General features: G+C 67.2%; 13 protein-coding genes. 5 read left to right on the top strand and 8 right to left on the bottom strand.

The window, feature by feature from the left end; all coding sequences use genetic code 11:
* The first annotated feature begins 212 nt into the window (after positions 1–212).
* From ABD767_RS05410 to ABD767_RS05395, 4 genes are all read left to right on the top strand, one after another.
* The gene (locus ABD767_RS05410; RefSeq protein WP_103046109.1) at positions 213–1,433 is read left to right on the top strand and encodes an ABC transporter substrate-binding protein; all 1,221 of its coding nucleotides are present in this window, start codon (positions 213–215) and stop codon (positions 1,431–1,433) included.
* Between the two features lie 143 nt (positions 1,434–1,576).
* A complete protein-coding gene (locus ABD767_RS05405; protein ID WP_103046108.1) occupies positions 1,577–2,728 on the top strand; it encodes a TAXI family TRAP transporter solute-binding subunit in 1,152 nt (383 codons plus the stop codon).
* A 30-nt stretch (positions 2,729–2,758) separates the two neighbouring features.
* On the top strand, positions 2,759–4,708 hold the full coding sequence (locus tag ABD767_RS05400; RefSeq protein ID WP_103046107.1) for a TRAP transporter fused permease subunit: 1,950 nt from the start codon (positions 2,759–2,761) through the stop codon (positions 4,706–4,708).
* A 140-nt stretch (positions 4,709–4,848) separates the two neighbouring features.
* Positions 4,849–4,977: a hypothetical protein gene (locus ABD767_RS05395; RefSeq protein ID WP_344868628.1), complete on the top strand. Its 129-nt coding sequence runs from the start codon at positions 4,849–4,851 to the stop codon at positions 4,975–4,977.
* 68 nt (positions 4,978–5,045) lie between these two features.
* Here the strand turns inward: ABD767_RS05395 and ABD767_RS05390 are convergent, their stop codons facing one another.
* Complete coding sequence (locus tag ABD767_RS05390; protein ID WP_103044905.1) at positions 5,046–6,611, bottom strand: FumA C-terminus/TtdB family hydratase beta subunit; 1,566 nt, start codon at positions 6,609–6,611, stop codon at positions 5,046–5,048.
* A gap of 233 nt (positions 6,612–6,844) precedes the next feature.
* Here ABD767_RS05390 and fumC point away from each other — a divergent pair, with 233 nt between their 5' ends.
* Positions 6,845–8,236, top strand: coding sequence for a class II fumarate hydratase (fumC, locus tag ABD767_RS05385; protein WP_103044904.1), 1,392 nt, complete (start codon positions 6,845–6,847; stop codon positions 8,234–8,236).
* Positions 8,237–8,260: 24 nt separating this feature from the next.
* Here the strand turns inward: fumC and proX (ABD767_RS05380) are convergent, their stop codons facing one another.
* The 7 genes from proX (ABD767_RS05380) to proV all read right to left on the bottom strand — a co-directional run bounded on the left by proX (ABD767_RS05380) (position 8,261) and on the right by proV (position 16,348).
* A complete protein-coding gene (gene proX, locus ABD767_RS05380) occupies positions 8,261–9,265 on the bottom strand; it encodes a glycine betaine/L-proline ABC transporter substrate-binding protein ProX (protein WP_103044903.1) in 1,005 nt (334 codons plus the stop codon).
* Positions 9,266–9,310: 45 nt separating this feature from the next.
* Positions 9,311–10,405: a porin gene (locus ABD767_RS05375; protein WP_103044902.1), complete on the bottom strand. Its 1,095-nt coding sequence runs from the start codon at positions 10,403–10,405 to the stop codon at positions 9,311–9,313.
* Positions 10,406–10,539: 134 nt separating this feature from the next.
* Entirely contained in the window at positions 10,540–11,607 is a 1,068-nt protein-coding gene (gene proX, locus ABD767_RS05370) for a glycine betaine/L-proline ABC transporter substrate-binding protein ProX (RefSeq protein ID WP_103044901.1), read from the bottom strand.
* A gap of 87 nt (positions 11,608–11,694) precedes the next feature.
* Positions 11,695–12,756, bottom strand: coding sequence for a glycine betaine/L-proline ABC transporter substrate-binding protein ProX (gene proX, locus ABD767_RS05365; RefSeq protein ID WP_103044900.1), 1,062 nt, complete (start codon positions 12,754–12,756; stop codon positions 11,695–11,697).
* Between the two features lie 67 nt (positions 12,757–12,823).
* Positions 12,824–13,834, bottom strand: a complete 1,011-nt coding sequence (proX, locus tag ABD767_RS05360) for a glycine betaine/L-proline ABC transporter substrate-binding protein ProX (RefSeq protein ID WP_103044899.1) — start codon at positions 13,832–13,834, stop codon at positions 12,824–12,826.
* 82 nt (positions 13,835–13,916) lie between these two features.
* Positions 13,917–15,035, bottom strand: a complete 1,119-nt coding sequence (gene proW, locus ABD767_RS05355) for a glycine betaine/L-proline ABC transporter permease ProW (protein WP_103044898.1) — start codon at positions 15,033–15,035, stop codon at positions 13,917–13,919.
* 23 nt (positions 15,036–15,058) lie between these two features.
* Positions 15,059–16,348 carry a glycine betaine/L-proline ABC transporter ATP-binding protein ProV gene (gene proV, locus ABD767_RS05350; protein ID WP_103044897.1) on the bottom strand — a complete coding sequence of 430 codons (1,290 nt, stop codon included), beginning with the start codon at positions 16,346–16,348 and terminating at the stop codon, positions 15,059–15,061.
* Positions 16,349–16,472: the final 124 nt, after the last annotated feature.

Genomic DNA, 16,472 nt, shown 5'->3' with positions numbered 1-16,472 from the left:
TTGAGCATGCACGCAACGCCTGCGCAGTTCAATTCGGCAATCTGAAACCCGGTGTTTGCCGTGCTGCGTGAAAACCCGGCTTTCAGCGTGCCAAAGGGCGACTTAGGCAATCGTGCATAGGCAGATGGGCAGGCGCTTATCTACGATGGCCGCGCCTTACGGCTGACGGTGCCGGCGTGGGCGTACAACGACACATACAAGGAGACACTTTGATGGGGACATTCTCGTTTGGGCGGACATTGGCGCTGGGCGCCGTTTGGTCGGCAGCCTGCCTCGGGGTTCAGGCGGCGGGCATATCCGACGACGTGGTGCGCATTGGCGTGCTGTCGGACATGTCGGGGCTGTATGCCGACACCGCCGGTCGCGGCTCGGTCGAGGCCGCGAAGATGGCGGTCGAGGACTACGGCGCCAGCGTGCTGGGCAAGAAGGTCGAGGTCGTCTGGGCCGACCACCAGAACAAGGCCGACGTGGGCGCCACGCATGCGCGCACCTGGTTCGATCGCGATGGCGTGGATCTGATCATCAACCTCAACAACACCGCGGTGGCCGTGGCGGTGAACAACCTGGCGCGCGAGAGGAACAAGCTGGTGATGAACACCGGCGGCGCGTCCGACATCCTGACCAACGAGCATTGCGCGCCCACCGCCATCCACTACACCTATGACACCTACGCACTGGCCAAGGGCGCGGCCGACGGCATCCTGGCGCAGGGCAAGAAGGAGTGGTTCATCCTGGGCGTGGACTACGCCTTCGGCAAGGCCATGTCGGCCAACCTGAGCGAGTTCGTCGCCGCCGGCGGCGGCAAGATCGTCGGCAGCACCTACCACCCGCTCAACGCGAGCGATTTCTCGTCCTTCCTGTTGCAGGCGCAAAGCTCGAAGGCGCCGGTGATCGCGCTGGCCAACGCCACGTCCGACACGGTCAACACCATCAAGGCGGCCAACGAATTCGGCATCAACAAGAAGCAGACCATCGTGCCCAGCATCATGTTCATCAACGACATCCATGCGCTGGGGCTCAAGCATGGCCAGGGCATGGTGTTCACCACCGGCTTCTATTGGGACCGCAACGACGAGACGCGCGCCTGGGCGCGGCGTTTTTTCAGCAAGATGAAGAAGATGCCCTCGATGGTGCACGCCGGCGACTACTCCGCCGTCACCCAGTACCTGAAGGCGGTGCGGGTTGCAGGCACCGACGACGCGCCGGCCGTCGTCAAGCAGTTGCGGGACATGCAGCTGACCGACATGTTTGCCCAGAACGGCCGCGTGCGCGAGGACGGCCGCATGGTGCACGACATGTTCCTGGTGCAGGTCAAGCAGCCTGCCGAGTCGCAATACCCCTGGGACTACTACAAGGTGCTGGCCACCATCGCCGGCGACCAGGCCTTCAAGCCGCTGGCGCAAAGCACTTGCAAGCATGTCAAGGCGTCCTGAAATGCGGCGCGCGGGCCGCGCGGCGCATTGACGTACCCACACCGGCAGCGTACAAGCGAAGGCAGACGGCGCACAAGGTTTCACCCAACGGGCGTGCACGGTCCTCGGGCACGGCGCGCCCCGTATTCAAAGGAGACACGGAGATGAGCATCACCCGCAGACAAACCCTTCAGGCAGGCGCGTCCCTGGCCGCATTGGCCGGCCTGGGCCACAGCGGCATGGCACTGGCGCAGAGCGGCCTGCCGTCGACCATGGTGTGGAGCACCTATGACGTGGGCTCGACAGGCTATGTCGAGGCATCGGCCATCGCCGACGCGTTCGGCAAGAAGTACGGCACGCGGGTGCGCCTGCAGCCATCGGGCAGCGCGATCGGGCGCATCCAGCCGGTGCTGCGCAAGCGCGTGCCGTTTGGCTGGCTGGCCAACGAGGTGTTCTTTGCCAGCGAAGGCCTGTACGAATTCTGCACGCCCGAGTGGGGGCCGCAGGATTTGCGCGTGCTGGCCGGGCGCGTCAATTCGTTGTCGATCGTCGTTACCGCGGCCAGCGGTATCAAGACCGCCGCCGACCTCAAAGGCAAGCGCTTTGCCATTGCGCGATCCAACACTTCGGTTAATGCCAAGGTCGAGCCCATCCTGGCCTTTGGCGGCCTTACCTGGGATGACCTCGATCTGGTCGATGTGCCCAGTTATGGAGCCTCCGGCAAAGCGTTGATCGAGGGCCGTGCCGATGCCGCCGGGTTCGCGCCTGCGGCGGCCGTGTTGCGTGAGCTGGAAGCCAGCCCGCAGGGCATCGGCTGGATACCGATGCCTCCAGAGAACAAGGAAGGCTGGGCGCGCGCGCAGAGGGTCGTACCGTTCATCGAGCCCTATCAGGAGGGTCTTGGAGCGGGGCTTTCGGCAGAGCATCCGGTGTGGATGATCGGCTACCGCTATCCGATGATCACCGTGCCGACAGATGCTAGTGCCGATTCCACCTACGCCATGCTCAAGGCGGTGGCCGAGTCCTTCGACCTGTACAAGGATGCCGCGCCCATCATGCCGCGCTGGGACATCAAGAAATCCGGCACGCCGCCAATGGACGCGCCGTTCCACGACGGCGCGATCCGCTATCTCAAGGAGATCGGCCTGTGGAACGACCAGGCCCAGGCCTGGCAGGACGGCATGCTCAAGCGCCACGCGGCGCTCAAGGCGGCGTGGAAGGCGATGATGGCCACACCCCAGGCCAAGGGCGCCGACGGCGACGGCCTGCGCGCGCTGTGGGATGGCGAGCGCGCCAAGGCACTGGCGGCCCTGTAAGCCGACTGACCCGGAAGGAGGCGATCCGCCATGGCAGAACAAGGCAACGCGCAGCCGCAGCAGAAGGCGGACTATGCACTGGAAGATCCGGAGGCGCGCTCGGTGCGCCTGCAGGGCGCGCCGTTCTGGGTCGCCTTCGTGCTGTCGGTGCTGGGCATCGCCGCCAGCGTCAACCAGGTGTTCAACCTGGGGCTGTTCGGGTTCCGGCCGGTCTCCACCGGCTACTACTACCTGATGATCGGCCTGTTCCTGGCGCTCGGCTTCCTGGCCTTCCCGGCGCGCAAGGGCCAGGTGGCGGTGCGCTGGTACGACTGGCTGCTGGCGGCGCTGGTGCTGGCTGCGTCGCTGTGGATGCTGGTCAATGCGCAGAACATCATCGACCGCGGCTGGAACCTGGACGCACCGCTGGCGCCCACCTTGCTGGCGGGGTTGTACGTGCTGCTGGCGCTGGAGGGACTGCGGCGCACGGGCGAGTGGATTCTGTTCTTCTTCTGCGCGCTGTTCGCCTGCTTTCCGCTGTTCGCCGGCCACATGCCGGGCTTTCTGTGGGGCGTGCAGCTGGATCTGGCCCAGACCGTGACCGAGCACGCCTATGGGCTGGAGAGCATCATCGGCATTCCGATGCAGGTGGTGGCCGACACCTTGATCGGCTTCATCGTCTTTGGCGTCGTGCTGGCCAACACGGGTGGCGGTGAGTTCTTCATGAACTTCGCGTCGGCACTGCTGGGCAAGACGCGCGGCGGGCCGGCCAAGGTGGCGATTTTCTCGTCGGGCCTGTTCGGCATGCTGTCGGGCAGCCCCACGTCCAACGTCATGACCACCGGCGTCATCACGATACCGACGATGAAGGGCTGCGGCTACCCGCCGACCTATGCCGGCGCCGTGGAGGCCTGCGCGTCGACCGGCGGCGCGCTGATGCCGCCGGTGATGGGCACGGCCGCTTTCATCATGGCCAGTTTTCTGAACGTGCCGTATGCGCAGGTCATCATCGCGGCGTTTCTGCCAGCGCTGCTGTACTACTTTGCGCTGATGCTGCAGACCGACTGCTATGCGGCGCGCCACAAGCTGGTCGGCCTCGACCTGTCGACCGTGCCGCCGCTGCGCCAGACGGTGCGCACGGGCTGGCACTACATTGCCGCGCTGCTGGTGCTCACCGCCATGCTGCTGGTGTGGCGCACCGAGGCGCAGGCACCGTTCTGGGTGGCGCTGTTTCTGCTGGCCTTTGCCGTGGTGCGCGGGCGGCGCAGCGGCTTTGGCTGGCGCGCAATGTGCCAGCTGACCGTGGACGTGGGCCAGGGCCTGGCGCAGCTGGTGTGCCTGATCGCCGGCATCGGCTTGGTGATCGGCGCGATGTCGACGACCGGCGTCGCCAACTCGCTGTCGCGCGAGCTGGTGCAGTACGCCCACGGCAATATGTATCTGCTGCTGGCCGCGGGCGCGGCGACCAGCTTCGTGCTGGGCATGGGCATGACGGCGTCGGCCTGCTACATCTTCCTGGCCATCACGCTGGCGCCGGCGCTGATCGCCGTCGGTGTCGAGCCCATGGCCGCGCACCTGTACATCTTCTACTGGGGCATGGTCTCGTTCATCACGCCGCCAGTGGCGCTGGCGTCCATCGTGGCGGCGACGATCGCCAAGGCCAACGCGATGGCGGTGGGCTTCAAGTCGCTGCGCATCGGCTGCCTGCTTTTGCTGCTGCCGGTGATGTTCGTGCTGCAGCCGGCGCTGATCATGGATGGCGCGCCGCTGGTCGTCCTCCAGTCGGCGGTGACCGCCATCGTCGCGGTGGCGCTGCTCTCGGGCGCGTTCGAGGGCTATCTGTGGTGGGTGGGGGTGCTGGCGCCCTGGGCGCGCATCGCCCTGGGCGTGGCCGGGCTGCTGCTGTTCATCCCTGAGGGTGTGACCGACGTCGTCGGGCTGGTGCTGGCGGTGGCCGCCATCGCGCTGGCGCGGGTTGCGCGGCCACCGCAGGCCGCTTGAGAGCGTGTTTACGATCTTTTCATAGTGCCCGTTGCCCCGCAAAGGCGGTGGCTGCAAGGCGCAAAGCGCAGCTGGGCTGGTTGCCCAGCGAGTATTTGCAACGCCGCAGACGCTGCTTTTGCGGGGCAACCCTTCGGGCAATGCAGCAAAAAGCCGCACTCAGCGTTGCGCACCTTGTCCAGGCCACCAGCATGGCCTGCGGCGCGCGCCTCGATTGCAGCTTTTTGCTGCATTGCGGGCATCATGAAAAGATCGTAAACACGCTCTGAGTGCCGCCATGAACGAACAAGGGCGCCCACAGTGGCGCCCTTGTTGTTTTGCCGTCAGCTTCAGTGAATCAGACCGCCGTCACCTTGGTGATGCTGGTGACGAACTGGCCCGAGGCGATGCGCTTTTGCCACTCGGCCGGGCCGGTGACGTGGGCGCTGGTGCCGCCGGCGTCCACCGCGACGGTGACGGGCATGTCGACCACGTCGAACTCGTAGATGGCTTCCATGCCCAGATCCTCGAAGCCGACCACGCGCGCCTTCTTGATCGCCTTGCTGACCAGGTAGGCTGCGCCGCCGACGGCCATCAGGTAGGCGCTCTGGTTGTCCTTGATGGCCTCGATGGCGACCGGGCCGCGTTCGGACTTGCCGATCATCGCGATCAGGCCGGTTCTCTCCAGCATCATGCGGGTGAACTTGTCCATGCGCGTGGCGGTGGTCGGGCCGGCGGGGCCGACGACTTCATCGCGTACCGGGTCGACCGGGCCGACGTAGTAGATCACGCGGTTGGTGAAGTCCACGGGCAGCGGCTCGCCCTTGGCCAGCATGTCTGCAATGCGCTTGTGCGCCGCGTCGCGGCCGGTCAGCATCTTGCCGTTCAAGAGCAGGCGGTCGCCCGGCTTCCAGCTGGCCACTTCCTCCTTGGTGAGCTGGTTCAGGTCGACGCGGCGGCTCTTGGTGTAGTCGGGCGCCCATTCCACCTGGGGCCACAGGTCCAGGCTGGGAGCTTCCAGGTAGACCGGGCCGCTGCCGTCCATCACGAAGTGCGCGTGGCGCGTGGCCGCGCAGTTGGGGATCATCGCCACGGGCTTGCTGGCCGCGTGCGTGGGATACATCTTGATCTTGACGTCCAGCACCGTGGACAGCCCGCCCAGGCCCTGGGCGCCAATCCCGAGGGCGTTGACCTTCTCGTACAGCTCCAGGCGCAGTTCCTCGACCTGGTCGAGCTTGTCGCCGCGCGCGGCCTTGGCCTGCAACTCGTACATGTTCAGGTCTTCCATCAGGCTTTCCTTGGCCAGCAGCACGGCCTTCTCGGCCGTTCCGCCAATGCCGATGCCCAGCATGCCCGGCGGGCACCAGCCCGCGCCCATGGTTGGCACGGTCTTGAGCACCCAGTCGACCAGGTCGTCGCTCGGGTTCATCATGATGACCTTGGACTTGTTCTCGCTGCCGCCGCCCTTGGCCGCGACGGTCACGTCCAGCTTGTCGCCCGGCACGATCTGCACGTTGATGACGGCGGGCGTGTTGTCGCGGGTGTTCTTGCGCGCGAACAGCGGATCGGCGACGACGCTGGCGCGCAGCGTGTTGTCCGGGTTCAGGTAGCCGCGGCGCACGCCTTCGTTGATCGCGTCCTCCAGGCTCTGGTCGGCGGCAAAGCCCTCGAAGCGCACGCCCATGCCCACCTTCAGGAAGACGTTGACGATGCCCGTGTCCTGGCAGATCGGCCGGTGGCCGGTGGCGCTCATCTTGCTGTTGGTGAGGATTTGCGCCATCGCGTCCTTGGCAGCTGGGCTTTGCTCACGCTCGTAGGCACGCGCCAGGTGCTGGATGTAGTCGGCAGGGTGGTAGTAGCTGATGTACTGCAGTGCAGCAGCGACGGACTCCACCAGGTCGTCGTAACGGATGGTCGTGCTCATGGGTTCGAATCAGGAAGTGTCAACGGGGGAAGGGGCGCCAGGGCGGCCCGGGGCGGGGTGCTGCGGCGGCGGCAGGCAGCCGGCCCGGCGCCGTCCAGAACCGGCCAATTATCCCCATTCAAGCTTGCATGGCGCTGATGGCGAGCGCAATGTCTTTCGATGTGGCGTAGATTGCATGGCCGCGGCCCGCGTCTGTTGGCGCACCGGCATTGCACGCAAAGGAGCCCATTCGCATGACAGAACCGACACGTACCGAATACGACAGCTTTGGTGCCATCGAAGTGCCCGCCGCGCAACTGTGGGGTGCGCAGACGCAGCGCTCGCTGGGCAATTTCGCGATCTCGGGCGAGCACCAGCCGCTGGAGCTGATCCGCGCGCTGGCGCTGGTCAAGCAGGCAAGCGCCACCGTGAACCACGCGCTCGGGCTGCAGGACGAGGCGAAGACGCGGGCCATCGTGGCTGCAGCGCAGGAGGTGCTGGACGGTGCGCATGACGGCGAGTTCCCGCTGGTCGTGTGGCAGACGGGCTCCGGCACGCAGACCAATATGAACGTCAACGAGGTGCTGGCCAACCGCGCCAGCGAGCTGCTGGGCGGTGAGCGCGGCAAGGCGCGCCTGGTGCACCCCAACGACGACGTGAACCGCAGCCAGTCGAGCAACGATGTGTTTCCGACGGCGATGCACGTGGCTGCGGTGCAGGCGATCGCCGCGCGGCTGCTGCCGGCGCTCGAGCGCCTGCACCAGACGCTGGACGCCAAGGCGCGGGCGTTCGACGACATCGTCAAGATCGGCCGCACCCATCTGCAGGACGCCACGCCGCTGACGCTGGGCCAGGAGATATCGGGCTGGGCCGCGCAGCTGGCGCAGGCGCGCGGCCATCTGCAGGCGGCGCTGCCCGGGCTGTACGAGCTGGCGCTGGGCGGCACGGCGGTGGGCACCGGGCTGAACGCCCCGGCGGGCTATGCCCAGGGCGTGGCGCAGGAGCTGGCGCGGCGCACCGGCTTGCCGTTCATCACCGCGCCCAACAAGTTCGCCGTGATGGCCGCGTGCGACGCGCTGGTGCATGCGCACGGCGCGCTCAAGACGCTGGCCGCCAGCCTGATGAAGATTGCCAACGACGTGCGCTGGCTGGCCAGCGGGCCCCGAAGCGGCATTGGCGAGATCAGCATTCCCGAGAACGAGCCGGGCTCGTCCATCATGCCCGGCAAGGTCAATCCGACGCAGTGCGAGGCGCTGACCATGCTGGCCGCCCAGGTCATGGGCAACGACGTGGCGATCAATATCGGCGGCTCCAGCGGCAACTTCGAGTTGAACGTGTTCCGCCCGATGATTGCGCAAAACTTCCTGCAAAGCGTGCGCCTGCTGGCCGACGGCATGAACAGCTTCAACGATCACTGCGCCGTGGGCATCGAGCCCAACCGCGCGCGCATCGACGACCTGGTGGGCCGGTCGCTGATGCTGGTGACCGCGCTCAACACCCACATTGGCTACGACAAGGCGGCCGAGATTGCCAAGCGCGCCCACCACGAGGGCAGCAGCCTGCGCGAGGCGGCGATTGCCAGCGGCCACCTGACGGCCGAGCAGTTCGACGCCTGGGTGGTGCCGGCGAACATGGTGGGGCGCTGAGCGCAGCCGCAGTCGGGCAGGGGCTTATTGCGTCTTGCCCGCCGCCGCCAGCGCCTGGGCGATCCAGTCGTCCCACTCGGCCTGGTGGGCGCGGATCCAGGCCTGGACGTGGCGCTCGATGTCGGCCGGCTTGTTGGCCCCTTCGTGCATCGCCTGGTTCTGGCTGTTGATGTCGGCCACGGCCAGGTGGATGTGCGACATGAAGGACTTGGCCGCCGGGTTGGCATCGATGAACCGGCGGTTGGCGACGATGTGCTGCGTTGCCAGCGGCCAGCCGTAGTTCTTGCCGTTGGGCTGCGCGCTGTCGACGATCTTGCCGTCCACCTTCAGCCCCGAGAACGGCACCTGCAGGAACACCACGTCGCGCCCTGGCTTGAGCACGTTGCTCACCCAGTACGGCATCCAGGTGTAATAGAAGATTGGCTTGCCCAGCTTGTAGCGCGCGATGGCGTCGGCCATCATCGCCGCGTAGTCGCCCTGCACGTGGTCGATGGAGGGGCGCAGGCCATAGGCGTCCAGGTGGCTCTCTATGTCTTTCTCGCAGCCCCAGCCGGGCGGGCAGCCGGTCAGGTTGGCACGGCCGTTGCCGTCGGTGTCGAACAGCCTGGCAATTTTCGGGTCGCTCATCTGAGCGATGTTGGTGATGCCGTAGGCGTCGGCCGTCTTCTTGTCGATCAGGTAGCCGTTGATGTTGTCCGGGATGAAGACGCCGCTGCGCCACAGCTTGGCGCCGGCGCCGGCGTTGCGGTAGTAGTCCTGGTGCGAGGGCAGCCAGTGGTCGGCCAGAAAAGTGGCGTCGCCCTCGGCCACGGCCAGGTGGGCGGCGGGCAGGTCCAGCTCCTGGATGGGCCCGACGCTGTAGCCCAGCTGCTGCAGGCCGCGGGCGACCAGCAGCGTCTGGAAGGTCTCCTCGGCCAGCGTGGTCTTGGCCGGAATGACGCGCACGCCGTTGCCGGGCAGGGCGGTGCCGGCAGTCAGGCCGAGCACGGCGGCCATCAGGCAGTGGACAAGGCGGCGACGCGAAATCATGGAGGTCTCCTGGGGTGTGTGCGCGCTCAGACCGTAAATACGCTCTCAGAACGAGTGGCGGATGCCAGCCATCGTACCGATGCGCGTGCTGCGGTGCACGCCGGTTGCCGCTGCGCCGGCCCAGTACTCGGTCTCGCGGCCGACGGCGCCGTCGTGCAGGCGCACCGCGTCCAGCGACAGGTACAGGCTGGTGCGCTTGCTGAGCGCGTAGTCCAGCACCGCGGCCAGCGCATTGGCACGGCCGCTGCCCAGCAGCAGCGGCGTGGCCTGGTACTGCGTCGTGACGTTGCGGTTCTGCCGGTAGTGGTACCAGGCACCGGACAGGTGCAGCGCGGGCGTCAGCTGGCGGCCCAGGCCGACGTAGGCGATGTCCTGGCGCGCGTGGCTTGCGCTTTCGCGGTGCGCCAGGTAGCCGGCGTAGGCGGTGGTGGCGCCAAACGCATACGAGCCGGCCAGCGCGTATGTGCGCTCGGTGCCGGCGCCGCTGGCGCTGCGCTGCTGGTCGTAGGCCACGCCCAGTGCCAGTGCGCCGTCCCGGTACAGCGCGCCGGCGCCCAGTGTCTGGCCGCGGCGTGCGCTGCCCGGCTGCTCGCCGAAGCCGTAGTCCAGCTGCAGCTTCACCGGCCCGATCTGCTGCTGGTAGACCACGCTGTTGTCGATGCGGTAGCCCTGGTAGAACACGTCGCCGCCCAGGTAGACCGGATCGGACCAGAAAATGCCCCAGGTCTGGTCGAGCGGGTTGAACTCCCAGGCGACGTTGTTGAGCGCGTTGTACTGGCGTCCCAGCGACAGCTGGCCCCAGTCGCCCTGCAGGCCGACGAAGGCCTGTCGATCCCAGAAGGTGGCGGCGTTGGCCGAGGCGCCGCTGTCCATGGCGACGCCGTGCTCCAGCGTGAAGACGGCCTTGTTGCCGCCGCCCAGGTCTTCCTGGCCGCGCAGGCCGATGCGGCTGCCGCCGATGCCGCTGCCGACCAGCTCGCTCTTGTGGTGGTGCCGCGCGTCGATGTTGTGCGTGTAGCGCACGGCGGTGCTGGCCAGGCCGTAGAGCGTGACCTGGGACTGAGCCGGCGCGGCGCTGGCAGCCAGCAGGGCGGCGGCGGCAACCAGCGGGCGGCGCAGCGGTGGGGGGAACGGGTGCATGGGGGTCTCCTTGTCGTGGTGGTGCAGGGGGCTTATTCCGTTTCCAAATCATTTGTGTCTAGGCGCAAAGCCGCAGGCAGTGCTGTGGCACGACAAGGCGAAGCAACAACGACACGGATGATTTAGAAATGGAATTACGCGGCGGCTGCGCGTGCCTGGGCCAGCCAGGCGTCGAAGTCCTGGCGGTGCGCCGCGATCCAGCGGTCGGCGTGCTGCTGTATGTCGCGCGGCTTGCGCTGGCCGTCGTGCACCAGCTTGTTCTGCGCGCTGATGTCGTCGACGCTGACCTGCATGACGGCAAACAGCCGTGCGGCGGCCGGATGCTCGCGCGCCCAGGCCTGGCTGGTGACGATGTGCTGGTTGTTCAGCGGAAAGCCGTAGTTCCTGCCGTTGGGCAGCGCGGTGTCGATGCCGGCCTGCACGCCGGGCATGGCCGAGCGCGGCACCTGCAGCCAGACCGCGTCGCGCCCCGGGCGCAGCACGTTGCTGAGCCAGTACGGCGTCCAGGCGTAGTACAGCACCGGCTTGCCGGCCTGGTGGCGGGCAATGGTCTCGGAGATCAGCGCCGGGTAGTTGCCTTGCACGTATTCCACCGTGTCCTGCAGGCCAAAGGTCTTGATCTGGTGGTAGACGACCGCTTCCCCGCCCCAGCCGGCGTTGGGGCCGACCAGGCTGGCGCGCCCCTTGCCGCGCATGTCGAACAGCTGCGCCAGCTTGGGATCCTGCAGTTGGTCGATATGGGTGATGCCGTACTGCTCGGCGCTGCGGCGGTCGATCATGTAGCCTTGCGCTGCACCGGCCGAGTAGACGCCGCGGCGGTAGAGCGCGGCGTCGCCGCCGGCGGCCTTGTAGAACTCACTGTGGTGCGGGTTCCAGTGGTTGGCGATCAGCGTGGCGTCGCCGCGCGCCACGGCCAGGTGGGCCAGCGGGTATTCCACTTCTTCGTAGGGCTGCACGTCGTAGCCCAGCTCGGCCAGCGCGCGCATGACCAGCAGGGTCTGGAAGCTCTCGTCGACCAGGCTGCTCTTGAGTGGCAGCACCTTGACGCCCCGGCCCGGCTGTTGCGCGTCGGCCGCGCGCGCAATGACGGGCAATGCCAGCGCGGCGCCGGCGCCCAGGGCCTGGCCGAGCGCGCGGCGGCGGGTGATGGCTCCGGGAGTGGTGTGAAAGATGTTGGCGGGTGTGGATGCGTGGTGGCGCATGGGTTCTCCTTGTCGTTGTTGAAAAAAAAGGAAAAAGCGTCCCCGCAGCCCGCTGCGGCAGCGGGCGTGGGAGCGGGGGCGTTGGGGTTACGGCGCGGCTGCGGCGCGCGCCTGGGCCAGCCAGCCGTCGAAGGTCTTCTGGTGCGCGGCGATCCAGGCGTCGGCGTGGCGCTCGATGTCGGCCGGCTTGTTCTGGCCCTGGTTCATCAGCTGGTTCTGCGCGCTGATGTCCTCGACCGAAACAGTGACCAGCTCAAACCACTTGGCGGCGGCCGGGTGCTGCTGCGTCCAGGCCTTGTTGGCCACGATTTGCTGCTTGTTGACCTTGAAGCCGTAGTTCTTGCCGTTGGGCAGCTGGGTGTCGACGCCGGCCTGGCTGGGCGGCATGGCGGTGAACGGCACCTGTAGCCAGGCGGTGTCCTGGCCCGGCTTCAGGACGTTGCTGACCCAGTGCGGCGTCCACGCGTAGAACAGAACGGATTTGCCCGCCTTGTAGCGGGTGATCGTGTCGGCGATCAGCGCCGGGTAGCTGCCGCTGTGTTGGGTAACGCTGGCCTGCAGGCCATAGCTGATCAGGTGGTGGTTGATGTTGGTCTCGCACTCCCAGCCGGGCGTACAGCCGACGAGGTCGGCCCGGCCGTCGCCGTCGCTGTCGAATAGCCGGGCGAGCTCGGGATCCTTGAGCTGGTCGAGGTGGGTGATCCGGTACTTGTCGGCGGTCTTCTTGTCGATCAGGTAGCCCTGGGCGGCATTGCCTGACAGCACGCCATGGCGCCACAGCTTGGCGTCGCCGCCGGCGTTGGCGTAAAAGCCCATTTGCTGGGGGTTCCAGTGGTCGGCCATGAAGGTGGCGTCGCCATTGGCCACGGCCAGGTGCGCGGCCAGGTAGTCGACTTCCTGGATGGGCTGCACGTCGTAGCCGAGCCGCTCCAGCCCCTTCATGACCAGCAGGGTCTGGAAGGTTTCTTCTGCGATGGGGCTTTTGACGGGGGAGACCTGGGTGCCCTTGCCGGGCAGCTCGCCGGCGTGGACGGCGGCGCCGGCAAGCGCGGCGGCCGCGACTGCACCGAGGGCGCAGAGCCAGCGGCGGGTGCGCTGGCCGGGGGAGGGAAGGGTAGGCGTGTGGTGGTGTGGCAGGGGTTGCTGCATGCGGCGGGGGTCTCCTTTTATTGAAAAAAAGCGCCTGCCGCGGCGGCAGGCGCTTGGGGCACGGCGCTTACTTGGCGGCAGCCAGTGCCTGCGCGATCCAGCCATCCCAGGTGGCCTGGTGCGCCTTGATCCAGGCGTCGGTGTGGCGTTCGATATCGGCCGCCTTGTTCTGGCCCTGGCTCATCAGGTGGTTTTCCGCGTTGATGTCGGCGATCGGCAACTGCATGATCGCGAACAGCTTGGCTGCGGCCGGGTTGGCCTCGGCCCAGGCCTTGTTGGCGACGATCTGCTGGTTGTTCACGACGAAGCCGTAGTTCTTGCCGTTGGGCAGCGTGGTGTCGATGCCTTTTTGCTCACCGGGCAGCGATGAGAACGGCACCTCCAGCCACACCACGTCGCGGCCGGGCTTGAGCTCGTTGCTGACCCAGTACGGCGTCCAGGTGTAGTAGAAGATCGGCTTGCCGGCCTTGTAGCGGGTGATCGTGTCGGCGATCAGCGCCGAGTAGCTGCCCTGGTTGTGTGTGACGGTGTCGCGCAGCTTGAAGGCGGTGAGCTGGTGCTCGATCACCGCTTCGCAGCCCCAGCCGGGGTTGCAGCCGGTCAGGTCGGCCTTGCCGTCGCCGTTGCTGTCGAACAGCTTGGCAATCTTCGGATCCTTGAACTGCTCGATGTTGGTGATGTGGTACTTGTCGGCGGTCTTCTTGTCGATCAGATAGCCCTGGGCCGCGCTGGGCGAGAAGATGCCCTCGCGGTAGAGCTTGGCGTCGCCGCCGGCGTTCTTGTAGTAGTCGGCGTGCAGCGGGTTCCAGTGGTCGGCCATGAAGGTGGCGTCGCCATTGGCAATCGCGATGTGCGCGGTGGGGTACTCGACTTCCTTGATCGGCTGCACGTCGTAGCCGAGCTTCTCCAGCCCCTTCATGACAAGCAGGGTCTGGAAGGTCTCTTCGGCAATCGAGCTCTTGAGCGGTAGTACCTTGATGCCCTTGCCGGGCAGGTCGGCGGCCTGGGTGGCCACGCCGGCCAGTGCCAGGCTGGCGGCCACGGCAAGGTGGCGCAGGGTTTGCGGGGTGAATTTCATCGAAAGTCTCCTTGAGGCTTGGGGGTAAGAAAAGGGTGTGTGCAGCGCGGCAGCCTTTGGGCACGCCCGTGCTGCACGGGTATCAGGACGCGCGGCCCAGCAGCTTCATCAGCGCGCCCAGCGGGCCGGTGTGCCACCAGCGCTGGCCGCCGCGGCGCGGCTCGCCCATGGCCTGGGTGATGCGGTCGAGCACGATGGCCAGCAGCACGATGCCGAGGCCGCCGACGGTGGCCAGGCCCATGTCCAGGCGGCCGATGCCGCGCAGCACCATCTGCCCCAGACCGCCGACGGCAATCATCGAGGCGATGACGACCATGGACAGGCTGAGCATCAGCGACTGGTTGATGCCGGCCATGATGGATGGCATGGACAGCGGCAACTGCACCTTCCACAGCAGTTGCCAGGGCGAGGCGCCATAGGCCCAGCTGGCTTCCACCAGGTCGGAGCGCACCTGGCGCAGGCCCAGGTTGGTCAGGCGCACCAGAGGCGGCAGCGCAAACACGATGGTGACGATGACGCCGGGCACGTTGCCGATGCCGAACAGCATCACCACCGGCACCAGGTAGACGAAGGCGGGCGTGGTCTGCATTGCGTCCAGCAGCGGGCGCGTGATGCGCTGGGCGCGGTCGCTGGTGGCCAGCAAAATGCCCAGCGGCAGGCCGATGACGACGCAAAACAGCAGCGAGGTGAGCACCAGCGCCAGCGTCACCATGGCGTCGGGCCAGATGCCCAGGATCACGATGGCGAACAGCGACACGGCGGTGGCAATGGCCAGCGCACGGCCGGCGAACTGCCAGGCCAGCAGCGCGAACAGCACCAGCATCAGCGGCCAGGGAACGGCCAGCAGCAGGTCGGTGATGCCGGTCAGCGTCGTGTCGATGGGCGCGCGCACCGCCTGGAAGAACGGGCGGAAGTTCTGCACCAGCCAATCCAGCCCCTGGTTGACCCAGCCCTGGATGGGCAGGCCGTCGGTGGTGATCTGCTGCCACAGTGCGCCCAGGCCGTCGCCCTGGCCGGCGGTGTCCGCGGGGGAACTGCTGGCCAGCCAGTCGGAGGCGCTTGGCGCGGCGTCGGTGCTGCTGGCCGCGCCCCAGGGGTCGGCCGCGGGCGCGGCGTCGGGGGCTGTGGAGGGTGCGTCGGCAGCGGCGGCCCAGGGGTCGGCGCCGTTGGCCTGGGCAATCTCAAAGGCGTTGTCGTTCATGGCTTGTCCTTGTCTTGCCGCGCTCATGCCGCGGGCGCCACCGGGTTGCTGGTGGCGTGGGGGTATTGGGGGTTGAGCTGGATGGGCTCGCGCTCTGCCTGCGGCGGCGGCACCGGCGGGGTGTCGCGGTCGAGGAACTTCATCAACGTGGTGCGGCTGACCACGCCCAGGAACTTGCCGTCCTCGCTCACCACCGGAAGCGGGCAGGGGGCGCTGGACATGGGGCCGAACAAGTCGGCCACCGGCGCGTCGGCGGCCAGCGTGGGCGCGTTGTCGATGAAGGCGTGCTGCAGCCCCAGCGGGCCGTTGTGCCCCTGTAGTGCGCGGCGCAATGATTGCGAGGAGACGACGCCCTGGAATTGCTTGCGGCTGGACAGCACGTAGGCGTATTCGTGGTCTGAATCCTCCAGCAGGCGCAGCGCGGGGCGGCAGCCCTGGTCGACGCGTTCGGAGACGACGGTGAACGCCTGGCGTGCAATGTCGCCGGCCTTGAACACGGCGGCCGCGTCCACGCCGCGCACGAAGTCGCGTACATAGTCGTCGGCAGGCGCGCGCAGGATCTCGTCGGGCGTGCCCACCTGAACGACCTGGCCATCCTTCATGATGGCGACGTGGTCGCCGATGCGCATGGCCTCGTCGAGGTCGTGCGAGATGAAGACGATGGTGCGCCGCTTGATCTGCTGCAGGCGCAGCAGCTCGGATTGCATCTCGGTACGGATGATGGGGTCGAGCGCCGAGAAGGCCTCGTCCATCAGCAGGATGGAGGGGTCGGCCGCCAGCGCCCGCGCCAGGCCCACGCGCTGCTGCATGCCGCCCGAGAGCTCGTCCGGGTAGCTGGCGCCCCAGCCCGTGAGGCCCACCTGCTCGAGCGCCTCCAGCGCCGCCTTCTCGCGCCCGGCCTTGTCCATGCCCGCCAGATCCAGGCCGAACGCGGTGTTCTCCAGCACAGTCATGTGCGGCATCAGCGCGAACGACTGGAACACCATCGAGATGTCCTTGCGCCGCAGCGCGCGCAGGTCGCGCGGGCTGAGCTTGCCGATGTCCTGGCCGTCGACCAGCACGCGCCCGGCCGTCGGGCGGATCAGGCGGTTGAGCATGCGCACCAGCGTCGACTTGCCCGAGCCCGACAGCCCCATGACGACGAAGATCTCGCCGGGCTCGATGGTGAAATGGGCGTCGAACACGCCGATGGACTGTCCGGTGCGCTCCAGGATGTCCTGTTTGCTCAGGCCCTGGCGCACCAGCTCCAGCGCTTGTTCGGGAGCGTCGCCGAAGACCTTGAACACATGGTCGATGATGATTTGTTTTGCCATGATGGTGGTTGTTCCCGAAGGAAGACTGTTGAACATGGCCCGGCCGCTTCAGTGAAGGCAGCCGGGCACATGGCCGAAGCAACGACGATCACGAACCTGATGCGTGCGGCTGGCGCGGGCGGGT

It is taken from the genome of Comamonas faecalis (assembly GCF_039538025.1).
Taxonomy (GTDB): Bacteria; Pseudomonadota; Gammaproteobacteria; order Burkholderiales; family Burkholderiaceae_C; genus Comamonas_C; species Comamonas_C faecalis.
Note: the sequence above shows the minus strand (reverse complement) of the source record. Positions and strands in the feature narration are given on the sequence as shown.